Source organism: Paenibacillus sp. LK1, assembly GCF_002750415.1.
GTDB classification, from domain to species: Bacteria; Bacillota; Bacilli; order Paenibacillales; family Paenibacillaceae; genus Paenibacillus; species Paenibacillus taichungensis.
In genome coordinates, this window is record NZ_PEII01000003.1 from 425,298 (window position 1) to 451,723 (window position 26,426).

The 26,426-nt window shown below is 39.8% G+C and carries 28 protein-coding genes and 1 pseudogene; 5 read left to right on the top strand and 24 right to left on the bottom strand.

The annotated features are described in order from the left end of the window. Positions 1-159 precede the first annotated feature (159 nt). The 6 genes from CS562_RS09055 to CS562_RS09080 all read right to left on the bottom strand — a co-directional run bounded on the left by CS562_RS09055 (position 160) and on the right by CS562_RS09080 (position 4,367). Positions 160-1,131: a restriction endonuclease gene (locus tag CS562_RS09055; RefSeq protein ID WP_218966729.1), complete on the bottom strand. Its 972-nt coding sequence runs from the start codon at positions 1,129-1,131 to the stop codon at positions 160-162. A 289-nt stretch (positions 1,132-1,420) separates the two neighbouring features. Continuing rightward, positions 1,421-2,176: a class I SAM-dependent methyltransferase gene (locus tag CS562_RS09060; protein ID WP_180287080.1), complete on the bottom strand. Its 756-nt coding sequence runs from the start codon at positions 2,174-2,176 to the stop codon at positions 1,421-1,423. Beyond that, on the bottom strand, positions 2,103-2,786 hold the full coding sequence (locus CS562_RS09065; RefSeq protein WP_125477252.1) for a hypothetical protein: 684 nt from the start codon (positions 2,784-2,786) through the stop codon (positions 2,103-2,105). Before CS562_RS09065 ends, CS562_RS09060 begins: the two co-directional genes overlap by 74 nt. Positions 2,787-3,171: 385 nt before the next feature. Continuing rightward, positions 3,172-3,504 (bottom strand): hypothetical protein, encoded by a 333-nt coding sequence (locus CS562_RS09070; protein WP_099855134.1) that lies wholly within the window; start codon positions 3,502-3,504, stop codon positions 3,172-3,174. A 166-nt stretch (positions 3,505-3,670) separates the two neighbouring features. Continuing rightward, complete coding sequence (locus CS562_RS09075) at positions 3,671-4,084, bottom strand: hypothetical protein (protein ID WP_099855135.1); 414 nt, start codon at positions 4,082-4,084, stop codon at positions 3,671-3,673. 37 nt (positions 4,085-4,121) lie between these two features. Next, complete coding sequence (locus CS562_RS09080) at positions 4,122-4,367, bottom strand: hypothetical protein (RefSeq protein ID WP_099855136.1); 246 nt, start codon at positions 4,365-4,367, stop codon at positions 4,122-4,124. Positions 4,368-4,655: 288 nt separating this feature from the next. On the opposite strand from CS562_RS09080, the gene CS562_RS09085 reads away from it, so the two are divergent. After that, positions 4,656-5,489 (top strand): hypothetical protein, encoded by an 834-nt coding sequence (locus CS562_RS09085; RefSeq protein WP_099855138.1) that lies wholly within the window; start codon positions 4,656-4,658, stop codon positions 5,487-5,489. 88 nt (positions 5,490-5,577) lie between these two features. Next, complete coding sequence (locus CS562_RS09090) at positions 5,578-6,018, top strand: hypothetical protein (RefSeq protein WP_090808343.1); 441 nt, start codon at positions 5,578-5,580, stop codon at positions 6,016-6,018. A gap of 346 nt (positions 6,019-6,364) precedes the next feature. On the opposite strand, the gene CS562_RS33380 is transcribed toward CS562_RS09090, so the two are convergent. The 10 genes from CS562_RS33380 to CS562_RS09140 all read right to left on the bottom strand — a co-directional run bounded on the left by CS562_RS33380 (position 6,365) and on the right by CS562_RS09140 (position 14,592). After that, the gene (locus tag CS562_RS33380; RefSeq protein WP_257219429.1) at positions 6,365-6,481 is read right to left on the bottom strand and encodes a tyrosine-type recombinase/integrase; all 117 of its coding nucleotides are present in this window, start codon (positions 6,479-6,481) and stop codon (positions 6,365-6,367) included. Further along, positions 6,436-7,074 (bottom strand): hypothetical protein, encoded by a 639-nt coding sequence (locus tag CS562_RS09100; RefSeq protein ID WP_090808341.1) that lies wholly within the window; start codon positions 7,072-7,074, stop codon positions 6,436-6,438. The genes CS562_RS33380 and CS562_RS09100 overlap by 46 nt, the downstream gene beginning before the upstream one ends. Positions 7,075-7,111: 37 nt before the next feature. After that, complete coding sequence (locus CS562_RS09105; protein WP_090808340.1) at positions 7,112-7,525, bottom strand: hypothetical protein; 414 nt, start codon at positions 7,523-7,525, stop codon at positions 7,112-7,114. Between the two features lie 220 nt (positions 7,526-7,745). Then, positions 7,746-8,351: an oxidoreductase gene (locus CS562_RS09110; protein WP_099855140.1), complete on the bottom strand. Its 606-nt coding sequence runs from the start codon at positions 8,349-8,351 to the stop codon at positions 7,746-7,748. A 440-nt stretch (positions 8,352-8,791) separates the two neighbouring features. After that, positions 8,792-9,391, bottom strand: a complete 600-nt coding sequence (locus CS562_RS09120) for a hypothetical protein (protein ID WP_099855142.1) — start codon at positions 9,389-9,391, stop codon at positions 8,792-8,794. 585 nt (positions 9,392-9,976) lie between these two features. Further along, positions 9,977-10,714, bottom strand: coding sequence for a UMP kinase (gene pyrH / locus CS562_RS09125; RefSeq protein ID WP_099855144.1), 738 nt, complete (start codon positions 10,712-10,714; stop codon positions 9,977-9,979). Between the two features lie 293 nt (positions 10,715-11,007). Continuing rightward, positions 11,008-12,375, bottom strand: coding sequence for a helix-turn-helix domain-containing protein (locus CS562_RS09130; protein WP_257219430.1), 1,368 nt, complete (start codon positions 12,373-12,375; stop codon positions 11,008-11,010). Further along, positions 12,372-12,728: a cupin domain-containing protein gene (locus CS562_RS33385; RefSeq protein WP_257219431.1), complete on the bottom strand. Its 357-nt coding sequence runs from the start codon at positions 12,726-12,728 to the stop codon at positions 12,372-12,374. The genes CS562_RS09130 and CS562_RS33385 overlap by 4 nt, the downstream gene beginning before the upstream one ends. Before the next feature lie 45 nt (positions 12,729-12,773). Continuing rightward, positions 12,774-13,550 carry a (2Fe-2S)-binding protein gene (locus tag CS562_RS09135; protein WP_099855146.1) on the bottom strand — a complete coding sequence of 259 codons (777 nt, stop codon included), beginning with the start codon at positions 13,548-13,550 and terminating at the stop codon, positions 12,774-12,776. A gap of 1 nt (position 13,551) precedes the next feature. Then, the gene (locus CS562_RS09140; RefSeq protein WP_099855148.1) at positions 13,552-14,592 is read right to left on the bottom strand and encodes an ABC transporter substrate-binding protein; all 1,041 of its coding nucleotides are present in this window, start codon (positions 14,590-14,592) and stop codon (positions 13,552-13,554) included. A 592-nt stretch (positions 14,593-15,184) separates the two neighbouring features. Between CS562_RS09140 and CS562_RS09145 the strand changes: the two genes are divergently transcribed. Beyond that, positions 15,185-15,556 (top strand): hypothetical protein, encoded by a 372-nt coding sequence (locus CS562_RS09145; protein WP_099855150.1) that lies wholly within the window; start codon positions 15,185-15,187, stop codon positions 15,554-15,556. Between the two features lie 37 nt (positions 15,557-15,593). Here CS562_RS09145 and CS562_RS09150 read toward each other — a convergent pair whose 3' ends face one another. Then, complete coding sequence (locus CS562_RS09150) at positions 15,594-16,178, bottom strand: chloramphenicol phosphotransferase CPT family protein (protein ID WP_099855152.1); 585 nt, start codon at positions 16,176-16,178, stop codon at positions 15,594-15,596. 460 nt (positions 16,179-16,638) lie between these two features. On the opposite strand from CS562_RS09150, the gene CS562_RS09160 reads away from it, so the two are divergent. Next, complete coding sequence (locus CS562_RS09160; protein WP_099855154.1) at positions 16,639-17,253, top strand: hypothetical protein; 615 nt, start codon at positions 16,639-16,641, stop codon at positions 17,251-17,253. A 275-nt stretch (positions 17,254-17,528) separates the two neighbouring features. Here CS562_RS09160 and CS562_RS09165 read toward each other — a convergent pair whose 3' ends face one another. The 4 genes from CS562_RS09165 to CS562_RS09180 form a co-directional block, all read right to left on the bottom strand. Continuing rightward, on the bottom strand, positions 17,529-18,365 hold the full coding sequence (locus tag CS562_RS09165) for a carbohydrate ABC transporter permease (protein WP_072734216.1): 837 nt from the start codon (positions 18,363-18,365) through the stop codon (positions 17,529-17,531). A gap of 17 nt (positions 18,366-18,382) precedes the next feature. Further along, positions 18,383-19,318: a carbohydrate ABC transporter permease gene (locus CS562_RS09170; protein WP_099855156.1), complete on the bottom strand. Its 936-nt coding sequence runs from the start codon at positions 19,316-19,318 to the stop codon at positions 18,383-18,385. A gap of 74 nt (positions 19,319-19,392) precedes the next feature. Then, positions 19,393-20,694, bottom strand: coding sequence for an ABC transporter substrate-binding protein (locus CS562_RS09175; RefSeq protein ID WP_076290109.1), 1,302 nt, complete (start codon positions 20,692-20,694; stop codon positions 19,393-19,395). 412 nt (positions 20,695-21,106) lie between these two features. Further along, positions 21,107-22,231: a GntR family transcriptional regulator gene (locus CS562_RS09180; RefSeq protein ID WP_099855158.1), complete on the bottom strand. Its 1,125-nt coding sequence runs from the start codon at positions 22,229-22,231 to the stop codon at positions 21,107-21,109. Positions 22,232-22,288: 57 nt separating this feature from the next. Between CS562_RS09180 and CS562_RS09185 the strand changes: the two are divergent. Next, positions 22,289-22,466 (top strand): annotated as a pseudogene (locus CS562_RS09185) (transposase); the annotation flags it as partial. 85 nt (positions 22,467-22,551) lie between these two features. Here CS562_RS09185 and CS562_RS09190 read toward each other — a convergent pair. The 3 genes from CS562_RS09190 to CS562_RS09200 are packed head-to-tail and all read right to left on the bottom strand — an operon-like array spanning position 22,552 to position 26,418. Further along, entirely contained in the window at positions 22,552-23,823 is a 1,272-nt protein-coding gene (locus tag CS562_RS09190; protein WP_099855160.1) for a Gfo/Idh/MocA family protein, read from the bottom strand. Positions 23,824-23,866: 43 nt separating this feature from the next. After that, positions 23,867-25,492 carry a type 2 periplasmic-binding domain-containing protein gene (locus CS562_RS09195; RefSeq protein WP_099855162.1) on the bottom strand — a complete coding sequence of 542 codons (1,626 nt, stop codon included), beginning with the start codon at positions 25,490-25,492 and terminating at the stop codon, positions 23,867-23,869. A 41-nt stretch (positions 25,493-25,533) separates the two neighbouring features. Beyond that, on the bottom strand, positions 25,534-26,418 hold the full coding sequence (locus tag CS562_RS09200) for a carbohydrate ABC transporter permease (RefSeq protein ID WP_099855164.1): 885 nt from the start codon (positions 26,416-26,418) through the stop codon (positions 25,534-25,536). Positions 26,419-26,426 lie beyond the last annotated feature (8 nt).

Genomic DNA, 26,426 nt, shown 5'->3' on the forward strand with positions numbered 1-26,426 from the left:
ATACAAACTTGTGCTAACATTACGCCTAACGTTTCTGTATTCACGAACCTCGAAGTGGTTGTCTGCCGAAATTCCTCTCCAAAATCCTTCCGACAGACCAAGGCTCCGAAGGAGACGAAGCGTGAATATTTTGTTAGCCGTTGTTAGTGTGTCTTTCGATTATAGGCCTAATCTAAAATCTTCAATTTTCTGTTTAATAACCTCTTCTGGATTAATCCCATTCTTTTTTAGCATTAGCATCTGTTCAAAATCTGTATCATTTATAAAAATAATTAATTTATTGTGTGCCATCCAAATCTCTCTTTGAGTATGAAATGCAGATTCTTTTGGTTCAGTCCGTAAAGCAATTATTCCAAACATTCCAGGGCCATAATCTTTTAAATAATTCGCTATCTGTAATACACAATTTTTGTCTACCTTGGTCGAATAATTCTTCGAGTCAACAATGATATAATCAGCTCTATATCTACCTCTCAAGTATTTCCAATATCCTTCATCACAATAGTTAGCCATAATAATGTCTCTTCTATTCGCCCTTACGTGATCCGAAAGCTCAATAATCGGTTTACCTAGATTTGGGCAAAAAAGGTGTTCCAGTATGTTGGCACAAATCTTTTGATAGGCCATCCAGTGCCTATTCCCCTTTGAACATTTGTTTAATTGTGTTAATAGCTCATCTTCTTCTGTAGTGCTAAATAACTCATTTTTTTCGAATAGTCTTTTTAATTCTTCTGATTGTAACCTTCTTATCTGCGAATAAAATATCTTTGAAATTTCATCAATATCCCATATTGTCAGCCAATCATGTTTTCTTAATTCGCTTTTTTGCTTTGATGATAATTCTCCCGGAAATGCTAAAACTACTTTATCTTTAGAAGATTTATATACAGATAACTGTTTTAAGATTTGTTCTAATCTACTCATTGAGAAAATGGGACTTACTTTACACTGGATCAAAACTGTTTCTCCTCGATAATCTGCAATAATATCTATTCCGGAATCGCCATGTACAAGACTTTCCATTACAACGTTACTAAAGTCTTGATGTTGTTTCATCATACCTGCCAATTCATATTCAAATATGTAGCCGGTTAAAGCATTTGTAGCACTATACATTTGTTTTGATTGCATCATTAATTGACTCCTATACTTTCATATGAATTGCAAACTATTTCGGCTAACGTTATTCACGAAACGCCCCAGCCTTAGATAGCTCTTATCTTAGGATGGGGCGTTTGTTGTCTAAGATTCTTTCAGGATTATACAACTGACAACCAAGGAGCGATAGCTCTACAGCGTGAATACTTTGTTATAGGATGACATACCTTCTTGGAGCTATTAAAACAATTTATTTAACTATAGCTTTTATAGTGAATCTTACTGATTATTTGAACGCAACTAATTATGCCCGAATAGTTCATTAAAAAGTAGAACAATGAGCTAAAAGAAAACGAGGGAATTTCCATTTCACTGGATATAAAGATTCAACATCTGGAGTAGGTAGTGGTTCTACAACTGTGTTTATTTGAAAGTTGAATTTTTTTAAAGTTCTAATATAGTACTCCAGCGGTCTGTGTATATGAGTTGTCCTAATATTTTCATTCGAACTCAAAGATATCTTAAAGGAGGATTCAATAAAAATTTCACTACTATAATCAAACCATTCTTCATCCCAATAATTCCAATAGAATGGCCAAAAACAGGGATGCGTTATAGAAAAGACGAACTCACCTTTCTTGCATAATATTTTTGATACTGCTTCTAACGTATTTTCTAATGAATGTACATCCATCAACGTCATATTAGCAACAGCTAAATCATAAGATCCATTAAGAGCCATTCTTGAAAAATTTTCAATTGAGGCATTGGTAAAATTAATATTACTCTCAGAATAATTAGTTTGAGCAATACTAATATTTTCTTCACTTAAATCAACACCAGTAACTATTTTTCCTTTGTTTTTTAGTTTTTGTGTAAGATGTCCACTTCCACATCCTATGTCAATTATATTATTAAAGCTTTTATTGGAAATTAACGATAGAATTCCCGGTACAAGTATATATTTATAACTTAAGTCTTGTTCTCTTTCTATCTGTTCTGCTCTAATGTGAGCTATACTGTCCCATTCTAGAGCTAACTGCTCGTTTGATTTCTGAATTACCCGTTTTGCTTTCACCCTTATCTTCTCCTTTAAATAAACGATTACTTCTTGACAACACTTCCATTAGATCACTTGCTATAGAAAACACTGGCTCATCTGTTGCTTTAAACTCTTCAATATAATGATTTCCATTAACATCTCTCCCAATCGCTACCTTACTATCAAGTCTGCCAACTCTCACAAAGGTAAACCGAGTTTTCAAAGTGTAATCCAATTGTTTGTACGTATGTATCTCGGCTCCAAGTTCGGCTAATTCTGAAACGAAGGGTATCGATTCAGAAACACACAGCTTTAGTTCGCGGCTTCTTGCTTTGTTTCTAAATAAATTCTTCATTTCCTCATCAGAAACCCAGCTTAAATCTCTACTAAATATGAATGTGACACCTTCTTGAGATATCCACTTATACATGTAGTTACGAACACTTTCTTTACTACTGTACACTTTCCCTTTCTTGCTTTTATACAACTTTATCTCCTCATAAATAGCTAATACTAATGATAGAAAACATAAGCACATTAACACTACTATACCTGGAGTAGTAAGCTTACCTTCTGGCTTTATAGTGAACACTAAACCAATAAGAGAAGCAAATGTACCAAAATGCCCGAAATATCTAAGAAACATATTATTCCCCCATATGATAGCCATATTTTGATATACAATAATACTAACAATTAATAGTATCATTAATCAATGTAATTCTTCTTTGACTTAGTTTTACTCTTAAGTAAATTATCTTCGCGTTGATTTCCTATAACATCTAATCTATGTACTTCGTAAATATAATAAATCCAATCTGATATCTGAATTACGTCTATGATAACCTATGCAGTGATTTTTGCGAAGAAAAATTTGGTGAAAAAGGGAGATGTTTTCGGTAAATATTCCTTTATGTCCCTACGATCCAATGGATTTTGAATAGGTCGAGTATTTGTACTGTCTAATGTCAAAAAAAAAAGAAAGGCTCTTCTTCATCCCATAAGGAATCAAGCGACCTTCCAATGTCTTTTTAATTCTTTACCCAAGCTGCACTATTAATCAATGGTTCTGATGAATAATAGTAAACAATTGAACCAACTTCTATTTCATCTAGTGATACCTCTTTCCCCAAACATATCCCAACATTCTTCTTACCCGCAATTGAGTGGTTGATCTGAGAAGAAACAACATCATATACCCGCTCTTCCCCATCCACTGTTTTAATTAAAATCTGATCACCGATCATCTCTTGAATGGTCGAAGGAAGAAGATCGTCCAGCTCTTCGTTCGCCCCCATCATGATAGTTCCGTATTCAGGTGTATCGAAGACCAAACCTACGCCAAACAGCATTTTTGTTTCCATTCCCTGACTTCCTTATCTCTGATGTATGAATAGCTCGGCTTTCACATCTTGTACTCTAAGATTGGCGTTATGTAGTCTAGCGATGGCATCTCTCAATAAAGCATAACGTTCAGTAGAATTAAAATTAATACCGTTAACGATATGTAAAAAAACTGCCACTCTTTCATCAATTGTTCAAAGTTGCAGCTCCTGGCACTTTTTTCGTTATCATGTTTGTATATTTTAATCTCGTGATTTCGATTAGTTCATCTGGCTGCATCATATTCAGGATATGACTATCTTTTATTAATATTTTTTGATGACCTCTCCCCAGCCCTTTAACGATAATAATATTTTTATCCTTCTTCACATCTACGATTTGCCCAATCGTTACGAATTGTTCTTGGTTCTTGAGATCAAGGTAGCTTAGCAGCCCAAGTATACAAAATATAATAAAACCAGAAATGGATAATCCAGTTGTCCATGCAGGGGGATGATTCACGAAGTAGTTTTTAACAATTAATTGCACGCCAATGATACAAATAAATAGTATGATGAAGCCAAATTGCATTTTCAATTTCTTTTTAGCTCTTTCGCTCATAGGCTCTCCCCTTCTAAATCTTTTGCTCCATATCCGTTCAATATCCCGCTCTCATTAATGGATCTTTGCGGAGATGAATCACAAAGTCTGGATTTGAAGTATGATATACAACGTTACCAGGCTCTACACGAAAAAACTCTTTATTTGCATCTTGTTCGGATACAGTCCGAATTGGTGCAGCAACCTCCTCCACGACTTTTTTGTTATCTTCCTCATGATATTGAAGAATAGAAACCAGAACAAATTGGTCAGGGAACATTTCTCTCACTTCCTGCCATTTCATGTGTTTTACCCCCTGTTATTCGTATTTTTAAAACTTTCTATCATTTTATCATATACACCTGAATTCAAATATCGTTTCTGAATCATAACATTTCCTTCGAGACAAAGATGGAGGCAATCCATCTTCACCAATTTATACACCAAATTCGCTTGGAAGTAGGTCAGACTTTCTTTAAAAACAACTCATGGTGAAAAGATAATCATTTGCCTTAAATGATATTATGTATTATATTAGGAAATGATTGGGTATAAAACGTTTTAAAAGTATATTAATTAAAGGAGTGTTCGTATGAAAAAATTATTTACGTCATTGTTGTCTTGCCTGCTAATTGTTGGTATTTTAAGTGTTCAATTAGCAGGGGCTAGTGGATTTAGCTCCACTACTAGTACCACTAATGAATCGGGTACATACGTTATCCCTACTGAGGATGGCAGTACATTGGAAGTTTCAATTGAAGAAACAGACAAAGAATATATTGTAACTTCTTATGTAAATGGCGAAAAAGAATCTCAAACAATTAAAAACAAAGAAACAAGAGATATGATGACAATTGATAATGATGGGAAAGTAGAATATTCTAATGAGAGTGACTATATTGAAAAAGTTGCTCCAGATCCGATGATTAGCAACAATGAATCTTTTGCTACTAGTGCTGCTAGTAATTGGACGTTTGTAGATTCAGCATACAATTCTAATCCAAATGTGAAGCAATGGGGTTATTTATATAAACAAGAAAAAATCACTTTTGGACAAACTTATAATCTTAATTATGATAAAGGAACTAAAGTTTCAATCATAGTAGGCGTGATTATCGGCCTTATCACAGTCGGCACAGGTGGTATAATTGTAGCTATTCTCGCAGCGCTGGGCTCAACTATTGTTGCTGATAAGATCACCAAAGCTATTACTGGTCAAGTTTATGGAAGATTTGCTGCACAAGACTTGGAAGTAAGATCTAACGGGAAGATTGGACTGCGCAGTAAGCGAACGATCGTAGATGCTAAAGTGATTAATACAAAGAACGGAAAAGTTGAATGGGTACCAATTAGAGTTGAAGGCGAAGGAAGAAGTAATACTGATCTTTGCATAATCGGAGCCTATAATGCTTGGCTTCTTAACTAAGGCTATTTCGAAACAGTCCACTCAATATATATTTAAGATAAGTTGATGTCATTGATTTGGCTTCAACTACTTATTCAAAGGAGATATGATGTATAGAAAACTAATAATTATTGCTTCTCTGATAGAAATATCTTTTTTAATTTTTTTACAATATCGTTACAATAATATTTTAGATCTGTTTCCTTTTATTGGAGCGTTAGTCTTTTTCATAGTGTTGAGTTATTTCTTAAAAGTTCAACTAAGTAAAAAGCGTAGAGAAATAGCATTTTTTTTACAAACACTCTTTTTGATATTTATTCCAATTTATGCAATAACTACACTTCCTCAATACACGTATGAAAGTGCGGTAGATAAGGTCACTCAGAATTTAGAAGAACCTTATGTGGTTAATAAGCAGAAGAATACTTTAATAGAAGATGAATCTAATGAAATTAAAAAAGGTTATATGTTTTCTGTAGAAAAAAATTCAGAAGTAAATTCATACGTTTTTGATCCATGGACTGGTAATTATCATAAAGTGCAAGATTGAGATAAGCTTAGCTACTCAGTTAAATTGACGTAGATTTTGCTATCATGTGAAAATTGTTTTTTTACGCCTTAATAATGAAACTTACTTTGAGAATCGGTTCGCCGATTCTTTTTTCTTTTACGTTCTTACGCTTCATATCATGCATACCGGCGAATACAAGACCTAGAACGAATTTCCGCGTAGCGTGAATATGATGTTAAGTGATGTTCCTCTGAATAATCAGGAAACTTAATCTCCCATGTCCATACATCCAGTGGGCTTTGAATACCTGAATATTTTTCGTACTAACATGCATATATCTCTAAGTTGTTCATGCACTCGTATGACCGAGTAACTCCTGAATCTATCATAGATCTGTCCCGTTTTCCAGCAAATGAGTGGCGGAGGAGTGTCTCAGAGCGTGAATACTCACCTTTTTCACAATTCCTGCACGTCGTCCTGCTTCTTCAAATACTTTCTGCAAGCTCCGCTCAGTAAGATGTCGATCAGAAAGCAATCCATCTCTGTCATAGATACTTCAATACCTTGATCAGAATGTAAGACAAAACTATACTTCTCAAAATCAGAGTTTAAAGCAAGAGATTTAGGAATCATATCACCTTGGATTCGTTTTCGCATTATCAGTGGTTTTTCTTGAGTTCCTATGTGTAGACGGTATTGTTCATTCTCATATTCGACAGCTTCAAGATTTTCTCCAGTGTCATCTCCGTAATCTTCCCAGCTATATCCCTCTTTCCACAAAGCAGAAAAGCTACACGTGCTTATCTGATTATACGCATTGGGTTTGAGTCTAAATACGGCTCCCCAGCATTCGTCTACTTCCTGAGGTAAAGAAAGATTATGGTCCAGATTACAGAGCAATAACTCGTAATCAAACGAGTCGTAGTAATACTGGTATAGTGAGCCGCCATGTTTGAGCTGGGCACAGTGAGTAGGAAGATAACATTCGCTGGAGAGAGCAAGAGAAAGTTCAATTGTTCCAAAAGGCGTATATATTGAAGGTTTTATAAGATCAGTACCTTGAATTAAGTCTTCTTTTCCACGAAAAAGCTTCATGATGTCCCTCCTTACTCATCTACTTAAGAGTTACTTTCTATTCTTGATAATTAAAAAAATATTTATTATATAAGTTTGGCTCCATTTCTTTTATTCTAATTCCGTTCTCTCCTGCGTCCTCTATCCCTCTTATGTAGAAAAGACTCTTTAAATTTTTATCAAAGACAATACAAGAAAAGTCCCAGTCTTGATACCTATATTGATTAAAATCTTTCTTAGATTTGATATATGGTATAAAACTCATCTTATTTGAGTTATCGATTATTTGTATCACATTATCTAACTTTAATACTTTATTTTTAGATAAGTAGGTATCGAGATCTTCTTCATGGTAAATGTCTAAAAATAAAATAGAATTGTCTTCTATTAATAATCCATCTAGAACCTCGGTGATATTACAATTAAGAATCTTAAAATATGGAGGCATTTTGATAATTTGTAATGGTTTCATCAGTTCTCCCCAAAAAAGTTTTATCGAGAATTTCATAAAGTGTTCTTACATCTACGAACCCTCACTACCTTAAAGAGTGCAGCGACTTGTCGCAAATCAGTAAGGTAGTACAGGGTACCTGCTGACTCCACTTCTTCAAATACCCTCGGCAGACCAAGAAGCGAAAGCAACGCGGCGTAGATTTGTTGATATTTAGATTTCATTACTTTCCACAAAATGCTTATAGATTGTACTTCATTTTCATTCTTTCATATAACTTATAATCCGTATTTCTATTTACAATCTCTCCAATTAACTCTTTCCATTTATTTTCAATCCACTGAGGATTTTGTTCTTTCAGAATATCCTCGTTAAATTGACTATCAATATACTCCAAATCTTGTTTGAGCAGTTCTATATCCTGAATAAGTTGATTTCTCGATTCTTTTTCTAGCGAAACCTTATTCGATAATATTTCGCCTATGATTTCTACTCTTATATGCGTATACATATCTCTAAACACATTATAGATTAAATAGGTTGAAGATAATTGATCTTCCCGGAAGTCGGATTTCAGAAAGACGAATGATTCTTCACCCACTTTCAAAGATACTGCCACATTTCCTAATGCGTGTATGACTGTTTCCTTCGAAGAATTGTCCTCTAAGCTTTTTATCACATTATCTAAATTGTAGATAGATTCTTTTATACCAATTTGAGTTCCATGATTCAGTTTAACCGTGTAATCAACCTTTTGATTGTCTTTGTACCCTTTGAATTGATAGTTGAAAAACATGCTTATTATCAATCCAACCATTAGTATGATTATTGCTATGTTTTTTCTCATTGAATCACCTCGTAATTGTCAATTGAATTCATATAATATCTAATTTTTGTATTTCACAAATACAACATATCCCATCTACTAGTGCCTGAACTACGTATATGATAACCCATATTGTTACATTTAAGAAGGTGAATTGGCGAATAAGGGATAATCATTAGTTTTCTCAAACCCTTATCCATACGGATCAAAAGAAGAAAACGATAATTGTTCAAAATTAGTAAGCAAAGCATTTTCATATGATAGAAACTTAACGAGACGAAGAAATGAAGAAGCAACTTTATTTTGTAAAGGCATGGGTTATACTCACAAATATCCAGTTAATACACTGCAGTTTACTCGTTTACGACATAAACAAGAAAAGGTCAGTCCAAAAGAGGCTGACCTTTCTTGTTTATAAATTAGCACAGAACTTATTACATAACCTTAATTCATTTAATAAGTTAATCAATAATTTTTTTAAGCTCAAAAATAGTTGCCTCTGATAACAAGATAAGCCTATCGTTATTAACAGCCAAAAAGCTTAAACTTACAGGTATGCTCATTTTTGTAGAAGAGTCACTTATATCTATTGCCTTTATTTCATCATTTATATGTAAGTCTGGGATATCTATTTTATAATATCTATAAAAAGAGTCAGAGTTATAGCATGTCGCCGTAATCTGATATAATGGATTTTTTAGTTCATATTGATATTTCTTATACTTTTTAAGTCCTTTTGATGAAAAAAAGTCTTTTTCGATTACAATTTTATCTCCAATAAATTTTTGCCCTGTTGGATATTCAGAAGCATCATTATATGAATTTGCAAATCCTAAAAGCTTCTCAACTTTCCAAGTTCCATAGAAATATTTATCAGTTTCACTATCCAAGCTTATACGGTCTACCGTACAATAATCGGATGTGTTTTTTTGAATAATAGCCTCCTGAGTTTCAGGTTTAAGCTCACTAGAAGTATTGGGATTGGATGTCTTTTCAACATTTTCACAAGCCGATACTAGCATCAACATTATCATCATACAAGCCAATATTGTTTTTTTCATATCTCACACTCCTACTATGAAGTTATGATTTCTCATGTTTACTCGATTGCTAACTGAATTAATCCCCGTATGGATTGAAATCTTCTGTTCCTTCTTTTTATATCACCATGTGCTATTAGCTACTTCCATACAGCGAATAATTCTTCATTGCTATATAACAAATGGGGCGATACTTTTTCTTTACTTTCCGATGACTTTATCAGTTTTCCCTCAGTGTTTTGTTCTGGTTGAGTTGTTACTTGTTTACTGGGAGGTTCGCTCTAGCAGAAATTATATCAGAGCAATTGAAGCAAGGAATGACATGAAATTTACATTATTTATGAATAAGGTTAACTTTATGTTATCTAAATCACAAGCAACAATTTCCAATCTAACCCATACGCTTGCACTTGGTGACAGTGACGCTGGTATTACCCCAACTTAAAAGATTATGAATATCTAACTTGCTTTAAGCTTGGGAAGTCTGACTTTGTTGATCCATAAACAAAATCCCACTCCATGGCCGAGTGGGATTTTGAATAGAACTTCTCTTTTGTGGAACTATCGTTTCGCTAAATCAAGGGAGAGTAGTATTGCTAACATATTTCATTCCAACTCTGAAACTGATTCGCCACTAATTATCGTACCATTATTCTTACCCTCACAGATTTCTTTCATCGAGCCTGGTTTATCGAAGTTAAACACATGCATTGGCAGATTGTAGTCTCTTGCTAAAATGAAAGCTGATTGGTCCATTACCTTTAAGTTGTGTTTTAAAACGTCGTTGTAATGAAGCGAACGAAATTTCCTTGCATCTTTATCAAACTTAGGGTCTGCATTAAGAACACCATCAACACTTTGCTTTGCAACTAATAAAGCGTCACAATTAACCTCGATAGCTCTTTGTACTGAAGGATAGTCTGTTGTAACGTAAGGTTGACCGTTCCCCCCTGCAAAAATTACAATATAGCCTTTTTCTAGATGGTGGATTGCTCTTAGACGAATGTATGGTTCTGCAACTGAAGTAATAGGTATTGCGGTCATTACTCGTACTTCCTTTTTGGTCTTGGCTTTAAGAACTCCACGAAGCATTAAACTATTTACTACAGTCGCAAGCGTCCCAATGTTATCAGCTTCTGCCCTTTCTATCCCCCAGCTTTCCGCCATATTACCTCTGAAAATGTTACCCCCACCTATAACTAACGATACTTCAACGCCTAAATTTACTACTGACATAATTTCATCCGCAATATGGTCTAACCTTTCTGGCTCAAAACCAAATTCAGAGTTTCCTGCTACTGCTCCACCACTTAGCTTAACGAGAACCCTTTTGTACCTTGACAATTATTACACCCCCATAAAATAAAAACACTAAAGCAATAAATGCTTTAGTGTCCTAATGGAATGGAAATATGAAATTACGCAAGTCGACTGAATGTAAGTCTTCCGTTTCCACCTCATACCCCCACCCCTTCCATGTTTTTCCGTTAAGTAATTTTACATTACGTGAGACTAAATTGCAATTACCGTCAATATTAAATCTGTAAGCAATTTCAATAAGTTATAATATGATTTACGATGAGCCGTATCAAAGAGCTACCTTGCCGTTTTACGAACAACAAAAAAATCATAACTCCTCAAGCCAACAACGCCTGTTCAATCTGATCCACAATGCCATTAATGCCTGTCGGTCCATAACAGCCGATCCATGTCGCAGCATCTACAGAATGTATTTGCTGTCGCTCACCCGTATCCAGCATCCCCCACACACGCTGTTCTGTCGCGGATATCCCATCCTGCATAAGCTCATTACTGAGCAAAAAGTAGTGACTGGCTTGTACAGCCGTTAATCTATCAACCGAGATATGATAGGCTGTGTCAGCGGTATCGGATACAAATAACGGAACAGGCAGACCCAGATCACGGTACAACACAGCACCTGTACGATGAGCGGCAGAGTGAACCCGAACGAGAGAGTCCAGCGGACGAATCAATGCCACACTTTTACCTGCCAGTACTGGAGCCAGTTCTTCGGACAGCAATGCGGTTCGTCGATGATAATCCGCAAGTATACGCTTGGCTTCTGCCCGCTTGCCTGTCAGTTCACCGAACAGACTCAGGATGTTCTGCCAGCTCTCATTACGCTTGAACATAATCACTGGAGCGATCCGGCTTAACCGTTCAACGTGCTGATCATGCACCTCGGTGCAAATAATCAGATCTGGAGACAGTCGTTCCACAGCAAGCAGATCAGGGTACTCATACGTTCCGAGCAATTCGGTAGTTTGAAGTCCTGCCCTGATATATTGCGGGAAATGGAACGTTGCACTTCCTACTCCTACACTTCCCGCTGGAGACAACCCAAGCGCAATCAAATGATCGGCATACTGGACATCAAGTACAGCGATACGTTGCGGTAGCTCGGTGACAGTATACTCTCCTCGCATATGGCAGATCACCGGGCCTTGGGCTGACTCATACGAAGAAGCCAATCGATTCCGCAGCAAGGAATGAGCATAGTTTGCATCTGTTTCCGAAGCGGCAGCAAGCCGATAACGCAGCGGAGGAACGCCATAATATTTCTTAAACGCCCTACTGAAATAATACATGTCACGGTAGCCCATTTTGTCAGCAATTTCCCCAATGGGAGCATCCGTATGATGCAACATCCGCGATGCATTCTCCATCCGCAGCTGGATGACGTACTCCATCGGTCCGAGCTGCTTCTCTTGTTTGAATCGTCGCTGCAACTGTCTTACACTGCACCCAGCGAGGGCTGCCAGCTCTTTAAGCTCCAGATTCTGACGATAATGCGATGATATATATGACACGACAACATCCACCATGTCGGACTCTGCTCCGCCTTGACCACATTCATAGTCCATGATCAGTTCGTAGATCATCACCTGGAGCAACGCATTGGCATGAAAACGTTCCAGCCCTTCGCCACGACGCCATTTGGCAACGATTTTTTCCGCATTCTCGATCCATTCCGCTTGGGTCACCGAATTCTGAATAAACGAAGTTTGCAGTGGTGTTTGCGATACGAGGGTATAACATGAGAGGCTCCTTCCATGGAAGAAGCCTTGTACATGATCACGATATAATAAAGTTCGTCTGATCTGGCGGTCAGCGTGAAGGATGTGCCCTCCACCACATGACAGGCAAAAGAAGCTCCAATGTGGCAAACCTCACCATTCATTGCAAGCTCCCCTTCCCCTCCGCATGCCAGCAGCAACACATTTGAAGTTAATTCTGTTTCGCTAAGAACACTGCCTGTCTGCAAAGTACCGCTATACCCATCAAGCATCTTGATCGTCGTATCACTCCATAGACTTGTCTGTTCTTGCAGCGGCATTTCTCTCATCTCCTGACAATAGCAAAGGTAAAATGGTTGCTGTTGTCATTTTAATTGAGATTTATTCTCATTGTCAATTTTCGGACATTTTCTGCAATATTCCCCTGACATCTGATAATAAAAACAACAGGTGATCCGCTCGCTTTTGGCAACGTAGCCATTGTCTTTGCATTCGGTGAAGCGAGTTAACGGATTCTTTCTCACGCCGAAAATCTGCCCGGATGCCACCTGCGTCAGATAGGCAAAGTCTGCCTGAATTTGCTCTCTTTCCTGCTCCGTCTCGTTTTCATCCGTTGTGTATAGGCGGCCAATGCGTACCATGATATTCTCCCAAAGGATACTCATGGAAAGAGGCGCAATCACAGCAAGCGTCTTTAACAGCGGTGTAAGCTGTACTGCAAACATCTCCTCTACCACCTTTTCCCGCGAGGATTTCCTGTCTTCCGATAGTGGTTCTGCCCGAAGTCCATTCACCGCTAGAAAAGGAAATCGTGTGCCGCCTTCATGATCTGAGAGCGCCGGATGATAGAGAAAGCTGTTCTCCAGCTGAAACGAAACATGCTGATGATGAAAAGTCATCGCGGTCACCAGCGGAGCCGTCCACAGATAGCCAATTCGCTTGGCTAACATGGAAGCGGCAACCTTCATGTTAGGTGCATCGATATACTCCTGAAACCAGCTGATATACTCCCGACATGCTGCTTCGTCATGCAACTCACTCAAAGCAATGGTACGGACACTATGTTCAGGCGGCTCACCAAGCAAAATCGAATGATCCTTCACTGTCTCTTTCCATAAGTCTGTCGAGAGATAATGGGTCATATTAATTCGATCCGAGCAGAGCTTCCGATGCCTGATCTACAATTAGATTAATCGCAAGAGGTCCGTAATATGCGATCCAAAGTGTTGAGTTTACGTCATACGTGCGGTTATTTTTCACTGCATCAAGGGACTTCCACACCGGATTACTTACCATAGCCTCAGCTTCTGCCGCAAACAGTTCATCTGACAGTACAAAATAACGATCTGCGCCAATCTCAGGCACCTTCTCCATTGAGATTTCAACAGAAGTATCATCCTTGATTCCCTCAACCAATGTAGGCATATTCAAGCCCAGATCCTGATACAGAATAACACCTGTACGATGCTCAATCCCATGAACACGAATGCCTTCTTTACGCGGACGAATCAGCGCTACCGTCTCATCACCCAGCTTCTCCGCCAGCTTTGTCTTCATTCCAGCAACTTTTTCCTCATACGCCGTGCGCACTTTCTCTGCCTCGTCCTGCTTGTCTGTAATCTTAGCAACTGTGGCTAAAGTATCCCGCCAGTCTTCGTAGAAATCGAGTACAAGGGTCGGTGCAATTTTACTTACACTCTCATACTGCTTCTCCTGGAAATCAGTCATGATAATCAGATCCGGGGCCAACGCTACAATCGCTTCCAGATTAGGCTCGTCCCGTGTACCCAGAACCTGTACTCCACTCGGTTGATCGCCTAAGTATTCTGGAAAATCGGAGTTTCCTCCAGCGATAACACTGCCAGCCGGCTTCTCGCCAACCGCTAACATTTGATCGAGAAACTTAACATCAAGCACCGCAATTTTCTTAGGTTTTTCGTTTAGCGTCAGCTCACCCTTCATATGCGTGATCGTTACGGGAAAAGCGCCGTCTGTTTTCGTCTCCGTACTCGCAGGTGTATCCGAAGGTGTTGCCGCGGATTGTTTACCGCTATCTGTACCCGTTCCGGCGCCGCACGCCGTCAGGATTAGAATCAGGGCTAACATCAAGCCCATGAATAATCGTGATTTGCGAGCAGCATATGCCTTGCTTCCGGCAGCCTGCCCCTTTGTTCCTTGATTCATGATGAATCCCCCTTATGTATAATATTGATAATGATTTTCATTATCGGAACATAAAGAGAGTATAAACGATCTCCGCATCGCGTTACCATGTACTTTTGCGACATTTGAGTCGGACTAATGCGACATCATCAGCCGCTTATCCGCCCTTTAATTTCTCAGCGATATACGCTTGCAGTCGGTAAATGTCTGAAAGAAGCTCTTCTTCCTCCGGCGTATTTCCATACTCCCCTAGCCAGCGCGGTGTGCGGATATGCCACTCATCTGTCAGGTATTGCTTTACATCACGATAGTCTACAATATGTCCCAGGAAATATTCCAGTGAGCCGAGGGATTGTTTACTGCTATCCTTAATGATGGATTGTGTTTTTTTCGATGATCGCCTGCAACATATGTTGAATATGGTCTTCTGGATTCATAGCTTTAGTTTCCATCCGTAACCTCCCCTTATCTCTATACCAAAAAATGAATTAGTATATTATTCAAATGAGCCTCTTAATGCTAAACCTAGAATTCTGTTTTTATGAAACACAAGGAATCGATGCCAATGAGTATTGAGACATCGATTCCTATCATCTAATTATGGAGGTGAATCATGAGTATGCGACCAAGCATGAAGTATGGCATTATTGTTAGCGCAGTTTATATTATTGTTGTTCCTATTATCATTGGACTTTATATGTTAAACAACGTTGTTGATCCTGACGAGATTATGGTTACGAGAACTGAAGTTTCTCCTGAGCTCATTACTATAAAAGGTGGATTTGCAGACAGTATTAGCAGATATCAGGGCTACAACCTCTCACATCATAACAATTCATTATTCATTCAGATTAAAGGCAGTAAACTTCCTATCGGTGGTAGTAAAGACTTCACAATTTCATTTTCTAATACTTATGGGAATGTTGATGAAATCTACTTATTAGGTCCTGGCAACTCTAAGAAAAAGATTTGGCCGAATCCCTAACCTTCATTAGAACAAATATGATCTGACGCAATCAGCTTCATTCTCTTCTACCCAATTTCCTAAATGCCAAGTATTCCTGATCGGACTTTATATAACTTAATATCTTTTCTGCACATGCAGCTGAGCTAAGCTCTTCCGTATTCACTTCCAGATCATATTCATCATAGGAGTATATGTAGTCGAATTGGGAATGGGCCAGTCCAATCTCACGATCTCCCCTGGTCTGCTCTCTTCTGGTAAGTTCTTCTTTGGAGCACTGCACGCCTACAAACAATATTGGATAATCCGATAATAAATCATAAAAATCATTAAACCACTTGTCATTGCTGATGACCGTATCCACGATGACATTCAGACCCATCTCCGAAAACAGTTTAATGGTTGCACAGTACAACGAATTGATGGGGTCGAACAGGATATCTGTCATCACATGGTGTTCCACTTCTCTTGTTGGTTTCATATCTGGATATGTAGTGTCGATGAATTGATCATAATTATGAAGAAATTGATCTACAGATAGATGATGAAACGGAATGTCTCCCTGATTCTTCATTTCCATCGCGATGCTTGTTTTCCCCGAACTTGATGTTCCGTTCAAAAATATAATGAGTCCTTTTTCCATATCTATCACCCTTATCTATAAAATAAAAAAACGCTTCGGCTCGGCCGAATTACCACTCTCTCCATTCTTCCGTAATATCTTCATCCTCCTGGATCTCCAACCCTGTAAGCCTAGCCGCCTTGTCGATAAAATCAGCCAATTCTTAACATTCCATCATCTCAATAAAATAATCTTGGGCCTCATTCATTTTGTTAAACCTAATCTCTCTTCTGTGAAAATCTCATATCCGTATTTAACCATTCTCTCGTTCCATAGTTTCGTTGGTTTTTCATGAAACAAATTTTGTAATGTCATTGGAATCAATCCCTTCCACTGTTACCTTGAGTTATTGAATTTTGAATTCAATAATTACATTTTATAATATTTGTATAATTAATTTACAATAATTTTCAGTTATGTGTATAGTAGAAATGCAGCAAAATCCTTGCAAGGAACTCAAATTCACGGAGTGGGTGAGATCATGTCTCTTTTCAAAAATAAATTAATACTAACCTTTGTATTGTTATTCCTAGCTTTCTCCATAGGTACATTAGCATATATGAACGGTCAATCAAAACCGGAGAAGCCCATTCATAATGTCGTCAACCTTTCAGCAAACTCCCTAACATTTCATGAAATAGATAAGCTGGATGCATTCGCTGAATTGATCGTCATTGGCTATGCAACAGAAAATTTCAAAGATCGCGAGCATATCATAACTGCATTTGATGATGGGACCATGCAATCCTTTCACACCAATACAAACATCAAGATTGATAAGATATTGAAGAAACCCGACGATTTCCCTTCAGATCAGAACGAATTAACGATCATCGAACCCGTCAGTCTGGAAGGAGACGTCAAGTACACAGTTAATGACTATATGGAACTACAGAAGGGTGATAGAAGTGTACTTTTCTTGATGAAAAATACTTTTGGTGATTATGGATTAATCAATGATAACTTGGGAAAATTCAGCTTGGAAGGGATAACTCAATTTAGTGTACCTCAATCCTCCACTGCACAAGCGTTATCAGAATACGAAACATTTCGTAACTCTGTCATGGAGAAGTATAATATACAGCAACTTCAATAGCAGACCACAAGCTATAACATGATTAATTTGAGTCGAAACAACTCCAAACAGTTACTCTTCACCATCCATTTTTGGATAATAAAAAATACAATCGTATAATAGAAATACTTTCTTTTTTCATTGGTTGGCAAGTAAAGTTAATTCATAGTATGTTGAATGTATAAAGAAACCGTCTCTTTTGGTATATGGTTGCTCGCACACCCATTTACCAAGGAACGGTTTCTTTTGATTTTACAATTTATAATGGGGCTATCTATTCCGCCCTGTATGATTGTTCAACCTTTTATACCGCTAAATGTAATGCCGCTAATAAACGTCTTTTGAAGAAAAAAGAACAAAACAATAATAGGTAATGTCATCAAGGTCGATACGGCCATTAATAGACCCCATTCGGATCCCTTTTGACTCTGAAATTGCTGTAATCCGAGCGAAACCGTGTAAGATGGTTCATTGGTTAAATAGAGCAAGGGGCCCATGAAATCAGTCCAGCTTCCCATAAATTGAAACAATGCCACGGCTAAAACGGCGGATTTGGCTAGTGGAAACATGATCTGTAAATATATGCGGAATTCACTAGCGCCGTCTAAGCGGGCCGCTTCGCGCAGGGCATCAGGCAGTCCCATGAAAAACTGTCGCAATAGAAAAATGTAAATGGGCACTCCAAAAAACTGGGGTACTATCAGTGGAAGAGATGTTCCTACCCAACCCAATTTAGTAAACAACAGGAATAGAGGAATCATCGTCACCTGTCCGGGGATCATCATCACAGCGAGAGTCACAAAGAAAAGTATACCTCTCCCACGGTACTCTAACTTGGCAAAACTATAGGCAACCAAGGGACAGGATATGATCACACCAAGTGTACTAACGATTGTTATAATTGCCGTGTTTTTCAGATATGTCCAGAAAGGGATATACTCAACGGCACGGGAATAATTACTCCACAGAATTGGATGCGGAATCCACTCTGGTGGGAATGTAAAGATTTGTGTGAGTGGTTTAAGAGAAGTGGAGAGCAGCCAAATGAAAGGAATAATGAAAAATGCAGAAGCAACAATTAGACATACATAGGCTAACGCACGATTGATTCTTTTGATAGCGGTAGGATTCATCCCTTACTTCCCCCTCCTTATTTCCCTTGATAATGAACCCAGCGTTTAGACGTAATAAAAATAATTCCGGTTAATGCCATAACGATAATAAATAAGATCCAGGCCATTGCGGAGGCATAACCCATTTTAAAATACCTGAATCCGTTCTCATATAAATACATGACGTAAAAAGTCATGGAATTTGCAGGAGTTCCTTGCCCTTTGGTCAACGTATAGGGAAGAGTAAACTGTTGGAATGCACCGATCATTCCCATGACAAGGTTGTAGAAAATAACGGGAGTGAGCAAAGGCAGGGTTACCTTTCTCGTTTTCTGAAACCAGTTAGCTCCATCGATTTGTGCTGCTTCATAGTACTCATCAGGGATATCTCCTAATCCAGCAAGGTAGATGACAACAGCTTGCCCAATACCCCAAAGCGACATCAAGATGAGCGAAGGCTTAGACCACGACTCACCACCAAGCCAAGAAGGCCCATCGATACCGATATTCGCTAACATCCCGTTCACCAATCCAAAGTTTGGATGTAACAACCACATCCACAGAACAGCCAATGCCACTTGTGGAACAAGTGTAGGCAAGAAAAAGATCGTTCTGAATATAGCCATCCCCTTGACCTTCATATTCAACATCATAGCGAGTGCCACACCGAAAAATATACTTAATGGAACAAAAAATACGGTGAAATAAAGCGTGTTGTATATGGATTTCCAAAACAGAGGATCATGGAAAAGATCTTTATAATTACTCATTCCGACAAATTCACCAGGCTGCAGAATGCTGTAAGTAGTGAAGCTGAAGTAGATGGACATTAGCATCGGAATTGCATAAAAGCATAGCAGCCCTAAAGCCCAAGGTGAAGCAAACAGCCACCCAATCACGTTAGTTCTGTGGAGTGCTCGTTTCCTTGCCGATGGAACTGCGTTTACTTGAACTGAATCGGCCAGTTTCGCCATTTGCATTCTCCTTCCAATTGTCATTCATTAATAGGCAAGGAGAGAGAGAGTTCTCTCCCTGCCTACCAAGCACCCTATTTGTCGTATTTTTCTAAAGCCTTATTAATAGTCTCTGTTACTCTATCCAGGTTCTCTTTCGGAGTACCGTTACCGCGGGTAGCCTTTTCCGTAGCGGAAGCTAACTCATTCCACAACAGCTGTCCTTCAGGAATAACCGGACGGTTGTGTGAATTTGGCAAAATTTCAATAAATTCCTTCATAATCGGATCGTCCTTGTAACCGTACTTGTCGTTAACCGAATCGATAACAGAAATTTGAGAGTCAGCGTTTAATAACGTTTGCCCCTCTTCTTTCCCTAAGAATTCGAGGAATTTCCAAGCAGCAGCGACGTTCTTGGCGCCTTTAGGGATAATAGCGGACCCGCCTCCCGACCATGTCGTAAAATTAGTACCTGTAGGGGTCGGTATTGGTGTAACACCGTAATTTAAATCCGGCTTAAATTTTTCGATACCCTTCACCGTAAAGTTTCCACTTATCTTCATGCTGACTTGACCGGAAATGAACGGATCCATTTCCTCCGTGCCAGCTGCGCTTGTGAATCCGGCAATATCCTCAACATTGTATTTTTTGCCGAAGTCGGTCATCCATTGTAGCGCTTCAACGACTTTAGGATCATTTGCAGTAATTTTGCCGGTGGCAGCGTCCTGGAATTCTCCTCCAAATGCCCATCCCCAAGTATACAGCCAGCCTTGCGAATACCATGGGATGAACCCGATCCGTTTGAAACGTTTACCTTCCTTAATGGTTAACTTTTCGGCGGCCGCTTCAAGCTCGGCGATCGTTTGTGGTGGTTTGTTGGGATCGAGCCCTACTTCTGTGAAATGATCCTTATTGTAAAATAGCAGGCGAGAGTCCGTATCCATCGGCATTGCATAAAGCTTTCCTTGATAACTGGACTCCTCCCAAGCAAATGGATAATACATTTCCTTAAGAATTCCAGATTCTGCTGCCATCGAGGATAAGTCAGTCAAAGAACCTTGCGCAGCCCAAGTACCGACCTTAAACCGGTCGAAAAGTGCAACGTCAGGAGGATTGCCGCCTGCGACTGCAGTCAGCAGCTTCTGATCGGATCCCTCGCTGGATTCTGTATAAACCAATTTCATTTTGATGGTAGGGTTTTTCTCTTCAAATGCCTTCACGACTTTATTCAAATTATCTAAATCAATGGAGGTAAGACCATGCCACATCGTAACCGTTGTATTCCCCTCTCCGGCCTGATCACTTGAGTCTCCCTTCGTTGAGCAAGCGGTTACAAGTAGTGACATAGCCAGAAAGTAAACAAGAATTGGAAATGCGAATTTTTTGGATCTCCTCATTCAAAGTCCCCCTTAAGTTAAATTAATTAGTTTAACTTGAATTCCTATAGAATCCACTCCTTTTTCTGATCAATCCACATTTTATGTAAGCGCTAACAAGACTGGTGATATGAACTATTCAAATCAGAAAATGACGAACAAAGTGAATTGGTTATAAGAATCCTGCTGGCTATACTAATTATACTAAGTATATTAATATGACATTACGAAGCATGTCAATTGCAATATTACGACATACTTCACAGAAGACAGACCCCGTCTAGAAGAAGTTTTTTCTTGCGATATCAGGTCAGGAAAGTCCATGCTTCAAAGTTTTATTTCTGATATCAAAAAAAGTGCCGATAAGCCCCTGGGGACTTCTCGACACCTTGAACAATATGCTTGCTTTTGTTGAGCTGCGCTTGTATTAACCCTACCTGTTATTTTTCATGACCATACGATGTTCAATAATGTTCAGCTCGGGAACTGCTGTTCCATGCAACTGAGAGATTAGCATATCCACTGCCAATTCACCCATCTGCTTCTCATCCTGCTTAATATGTGTGAAGATGGGTTGACCTAAGTGATCGTTCAGGGAGTCGAAACAAACAATCTCAAATTCCTCCAGAGATTTCCCCATCGAGTGGATGACTTGAGCCAGCATGGTAGCTATTAGAAATTCCGACGCGACGAACGCCTTTACATCAGGGTTTTGTTTCAAAAAATGCTTTACTGTTTCTTTATCACTTTCAATCGCTGTTCCGTTTATGTTCATGGGAAGGGTGCCCTTCAAGTTCGTCAATACATAATCTTTGTTCAAGTTCATTCCTTCTTGGGTAAAGGCAAACGTATATCCGAGCAGCCTTTCCTCCAATGTTGACGTGTTCTCTTCCGGCGGAGATAAAAAGGCAATTTTTTTATGACCTTTGCTAATCAGATGACGCGTAAGATCCATGGCTGCTTTCTTATTGTCTGTGTATACCGAACAAACCGGAATTCCTTTTAGATATCTATCGACCAAAACAATTGGAAACCGATCTAATACAAGTCGAAGCAGCTCCGAATTATAGTGTTGACCATGAATGGGGGTCACGATTAATCCTTTGATGCCCAAACCAATAAATAAGTCGATCGCGCGTTTTTCCTCATCCCGATCCCCGCAAGTTCGCTTAATAATGAGTTGATAATTATGCTCAGCACTCCGCTTTTCCATCGATCTAAGAAGTTGTAGGCCAAACTCGTCAGAAAAATTCGGTATAATAAAACCGATCAACCGCTTATCATCCTCAGGCACCAAGGTCGTTTTTACCTCTGAATAGTGCTTCGGTTCTTGTCCTCCAATTATACCATCGGACACATATGAGCCTTTTCCTTGTATTCGTTTAATAACCCCAGAATCTGCCAATTTCTCCAAAGCCTTTTTAGATGTAATACGACTGACGCCAAATTTTTCAGCCAACTCTTTTTCAGAAGAGACTCGGTCTCCTTCTTTTAATCGACCTTCTTTAATCTCTTGTACAATAGAGACATATATCTGCTCGTATAAATGCAATTCCACAAAACCACCCTGACATCATAATATTAGTATACTAAGTATATTACACAAGAAGTAATTCGCAAAGTTACTCAGATTACCGGCGAACTTCTGTGGCATGGCGTTTTCCAAGTCTATTGTGTCAGACCTCTGCTTACTGTTAGACCCCATGGTAGGGGCATGGAATAACCGGCCCTTAGTCGACAGCCGATTCCCGTTTATCTTAGTGGATACGATGGTATTGAAGGTCCGTGAAGAAAACTCTCGAACCCCAAACGAACAAAAAAAGCCGTCCCTCAAAATATATTCATACCTTGAGGGGCAGCTTATCGATACACTGCTGATTATTTAGATAGCTCTTCCTTCACCATAAGCTGAAGGGCATATTCATTCAAATCGATAGACTCGCCCCCGTTCAGCCGCGACTTTTCAGCTGCGAATGCGATCAGATGGCTCCGGACGGAAGCTGCAGCCGATGTCAGGCTCTCCTGGCCGTTATAGTGACGCACCTCATTCAGAAAATTTCTCACAATGCCGCTGTCTCCCCCACCATGGCCACTGGTTTGAGAAGGGATTGTGATTTCTGTTTTTTGATGTGTCAAAAAGTCGTACACCGTAATTTGATCTTCCTCACCGCGAAGTTCTCCTTTCGTCCCCATGATCTGGATTCTACGTTCCTGCTCAAATGTAAAGCCGCACATACTGAACATGGCCGTAGCTCCACCTTCAAATTCCATATTCACAACCTGATGATCTACCACATTATTGTCACTCCGGTATACACACCGGCCGTAATCGGTATCACGCAAACCCTGTATGATATTCGGCTTCGTCAGCTCTTGTGTAAAATGTCCTGCCCAACCCCTGAACTGGTCACTCAAATAAAATCTTGGTGCAGAATACGCACAGGTTGGTTCTACAGCACAATCCAAGCATCGGTCAGCGGAACCTTCCGGTGCATTGCCTTCATGAAAATGTTTAAGAGATCCGAACGAACTGACCTTAAGGCAAGGCTGATCCACGAGCCAGGATAATACGTCCATATCATGGCATGACTTGGACAGGATCATCGGGCTGGATGTGTTGGAATTGTTCCAATTTCCCCGCACGAAGCTGTGGGCAATATGCCAGTAACCCACATTCTCATTCAACTGAATGGAGACAATTTCTCCGATACGTCCTTCTTGTATCACCTTCTTGATTGTATTCCAGAACGGTGTGTACCGCAGCACATGGCAGATCGTCAGCAGCCGATCATTATCTCTGGCCGCTTGTTCCATCTCAAGACATTCCTTTGGATCAGGTGACATTGGCTTCTCCAGCATAACATGATACTTCTTATCTAAAGCCTGCATCGTTGGACCATAATGCATTCTGTCCTGTGTACAAATAACCGCAATATCAGCCAGCTTAGGTTCAGCCAACAGGGGCTCCCAAGTCTCATAACAGTGTTCCGGCGGAATCCCGTGCTTCTCAGCAAATCTTGCTCTTCTCACTGGATCGGCTTCGGCAACCGCAATGAAGGTAAGCTCATGCGGATAATCAAGTGCATAGGGTGCATAGCCACCCGCTCCCCTCGCACCTGCTCCAATCAGGACTGCTTTCAGTTGACTCATATTTGTTCACTCCTTTATGATCTGAAATCTACGGATGAACCTTCTAATCCGCTTGGGTATAACGGTCTGCTGCTGATTGATAGATGGCCACATATCGTTCTACGCCCATCTTTTGGAGAGCTGCCACATACTGATCCCAATTGTCAAAGGATTCATTTCCAGTAATGAATTTGTCACGCATTTCATCTACATACGTTTCAATATCCGTCTGGAAAGTGGTCAGATCCCGCTGTTCTTCCTGTGTGAAATTAAACGGAGGCCAAATTTGATCTTGTGGTAAGATGTGAGACTCTGCTTTTTTTGCATTTTCAACCGAAGTTGGCAGACCTTCAGCTCCCTTGAAGTATTTCTGCTTCACAAAACCAGGGTAGTACCCACCCGGCCAAATCAGGTATTGACCTACTGCCTGGTCCAGATTAAGGCCATCCGGGTTGTTTTTGATATTGTCGACATAGTCTACGTTACCGTCTGCGTCTTCTTTATACGTCTCATCTTTCCAGCCCATGAAGAACGTCTTGATGCCCTCATCGCTGTAGAAATAATCCATCCAGCGGATCATGGCCTCTGGGTTTTGGGCTTTATCTGTCAGTACGAACATCCCAATATTACCGAGTGGAGAACCATAGGCGTTGTATGTCTGATCGCCATGAGGCCCCTTCAGTACTGGCATGCCAATATAACCTTGCTGATTGTATATCGCAACCGGATCGACATTATCAACGACTCCGATCAGGCCTTCCATACCTTTAGCATCCACTTCGGTACTCTTAACAGAAACAATGTCCTGCTCGAGCAATCCGTCCTTGTAGAGCTTATTCGCGAACTGCAGCAGCTCCTTGTATTGGGGGTCGGTTGGAATAAAGCGTACTTTATCCGTCTGAGGATCTGTATCAATGTTAATGTTGGAGGTTCCATGATTATTCAACCCAAATGAACCTCGCAGGTAGTTCACCACACCATTCGTTCCCACACCGCCCCAAGCAATCTCGTCCTTTTGCCCGTTGCCGTTCGGGTCCTTCTCTTTAAATGCTTTCAACATATTATAGAAGTCATCTAATGTCTGCGGTTCCTGCAAACCTAATTTATCAAGCCACTCTTTCTTCAACCAAGGTGTTCCGTACAGAACCGACTTGAATTCCGGATCATACAAGGTTGGCAGCCCATATATGTTACCATCCGGCATCGTAATCCCTTTGCCAATAACCGGATACTTCTTCATTAGAGCCTTAAAGTTAGGCGCGTATTGGTCGATCAGATCATTCAGAGGAATAAATGCGCCCTGCTTGCCGTATTTCAGCAGATCCGATCTGGAAAACGCCGAGGCATAGAACAGCTCCGGGTAAGCGCCGCCTGCCAGCAGGAGATTGCGTTTTTCCTTCAAATTATCCTTCTGCACCGTATCCCACTGGATATGAACATTGGACATCTTCTCATACTCTTTCCAGAGTCTGAGATCGTTCCAGTCTGCATTGGCAAAAAACTTTCCGGCAAATCCGCTCACTGTAATGGTGTCATTTACGATCGGAAATCCGCTCGCATTGACTTTGCCATTGGCAGCTCCTTTATCCTTGCTACTTCCCGAATCTGCATCCTTAGTACTGCACCCGGCCAGCATTGAAACGGACATCATACAAACCAGAGCGATACTCCCCCACTTTTTGAGCGTCATTCAAATTCCTCCCTTTGTCCCATCGTTATCCATACAAGGAATCATCCCTTAATGGCACCAATCATTACGCCTTTCACAAAATATCTTTGCAGGAAAGGATAAAGCAGGAGCACCGGTATATTGGCAACGACGAGTACAGCATATTTGATGCCTTCCACTTCCCTTTGCTGCTTAATCGCAGACTCGGTTGACATTTTGACCATATCGTTCGTCTGGCCTTGAATCAGAATTTCCCGCAAAATGAGTTGAAGTGGAAACTTGTCCTTGTCTGACAGATACAACATTGCGTTAAAGAAGGCGTTCCAGTGCCCAACAGCATAGAACAGAATCGTCACCGCTATAATGGGCATGGATAATGGCAGGATAATCCGGGTTAACGTTTGAATATTGGAGCAACCATCAATCGTCGCCGCCTCATGCAACTCATTTGGAATCGATTGCTGGAAGAATGTCCGCATAATGATGATGTTCCAGATCGAAACGGCATTTGGAATGATCATGACCCAAAATGTGTTTAACATGCCAAGGTTTTTGATTAGCAAATAGGTTGGAATTAGTCCGCCACTGAAGAACATCGTGAAAACAAACAGGGCCATGATGGCATTGCGGCCTATAAAATCCTTTCGAGATAGCGGATATGCCGCCAGAATCGTCATGACAAGATTAATCAGCGTCCCCACTGACGTATAAATCAGTGTATTGGTATAACCTCTGAGGATATCTTTGTTCTGAAAAATCTTCTCGTAAGAATGGAGATTGATCCCCTTAGGCCATAGGAACATTTCACCACGCAGGACAGCCTGCGGATCACTGAACGAAGCACTTAACACAAAAACAAGCGGGTAGATTACGATAAGCGTAATTATAATTAACAAAAAATGGTTAACTATATTAAAAATACGATCTCCTCTAGATTCAACAAGCATGCATCAGC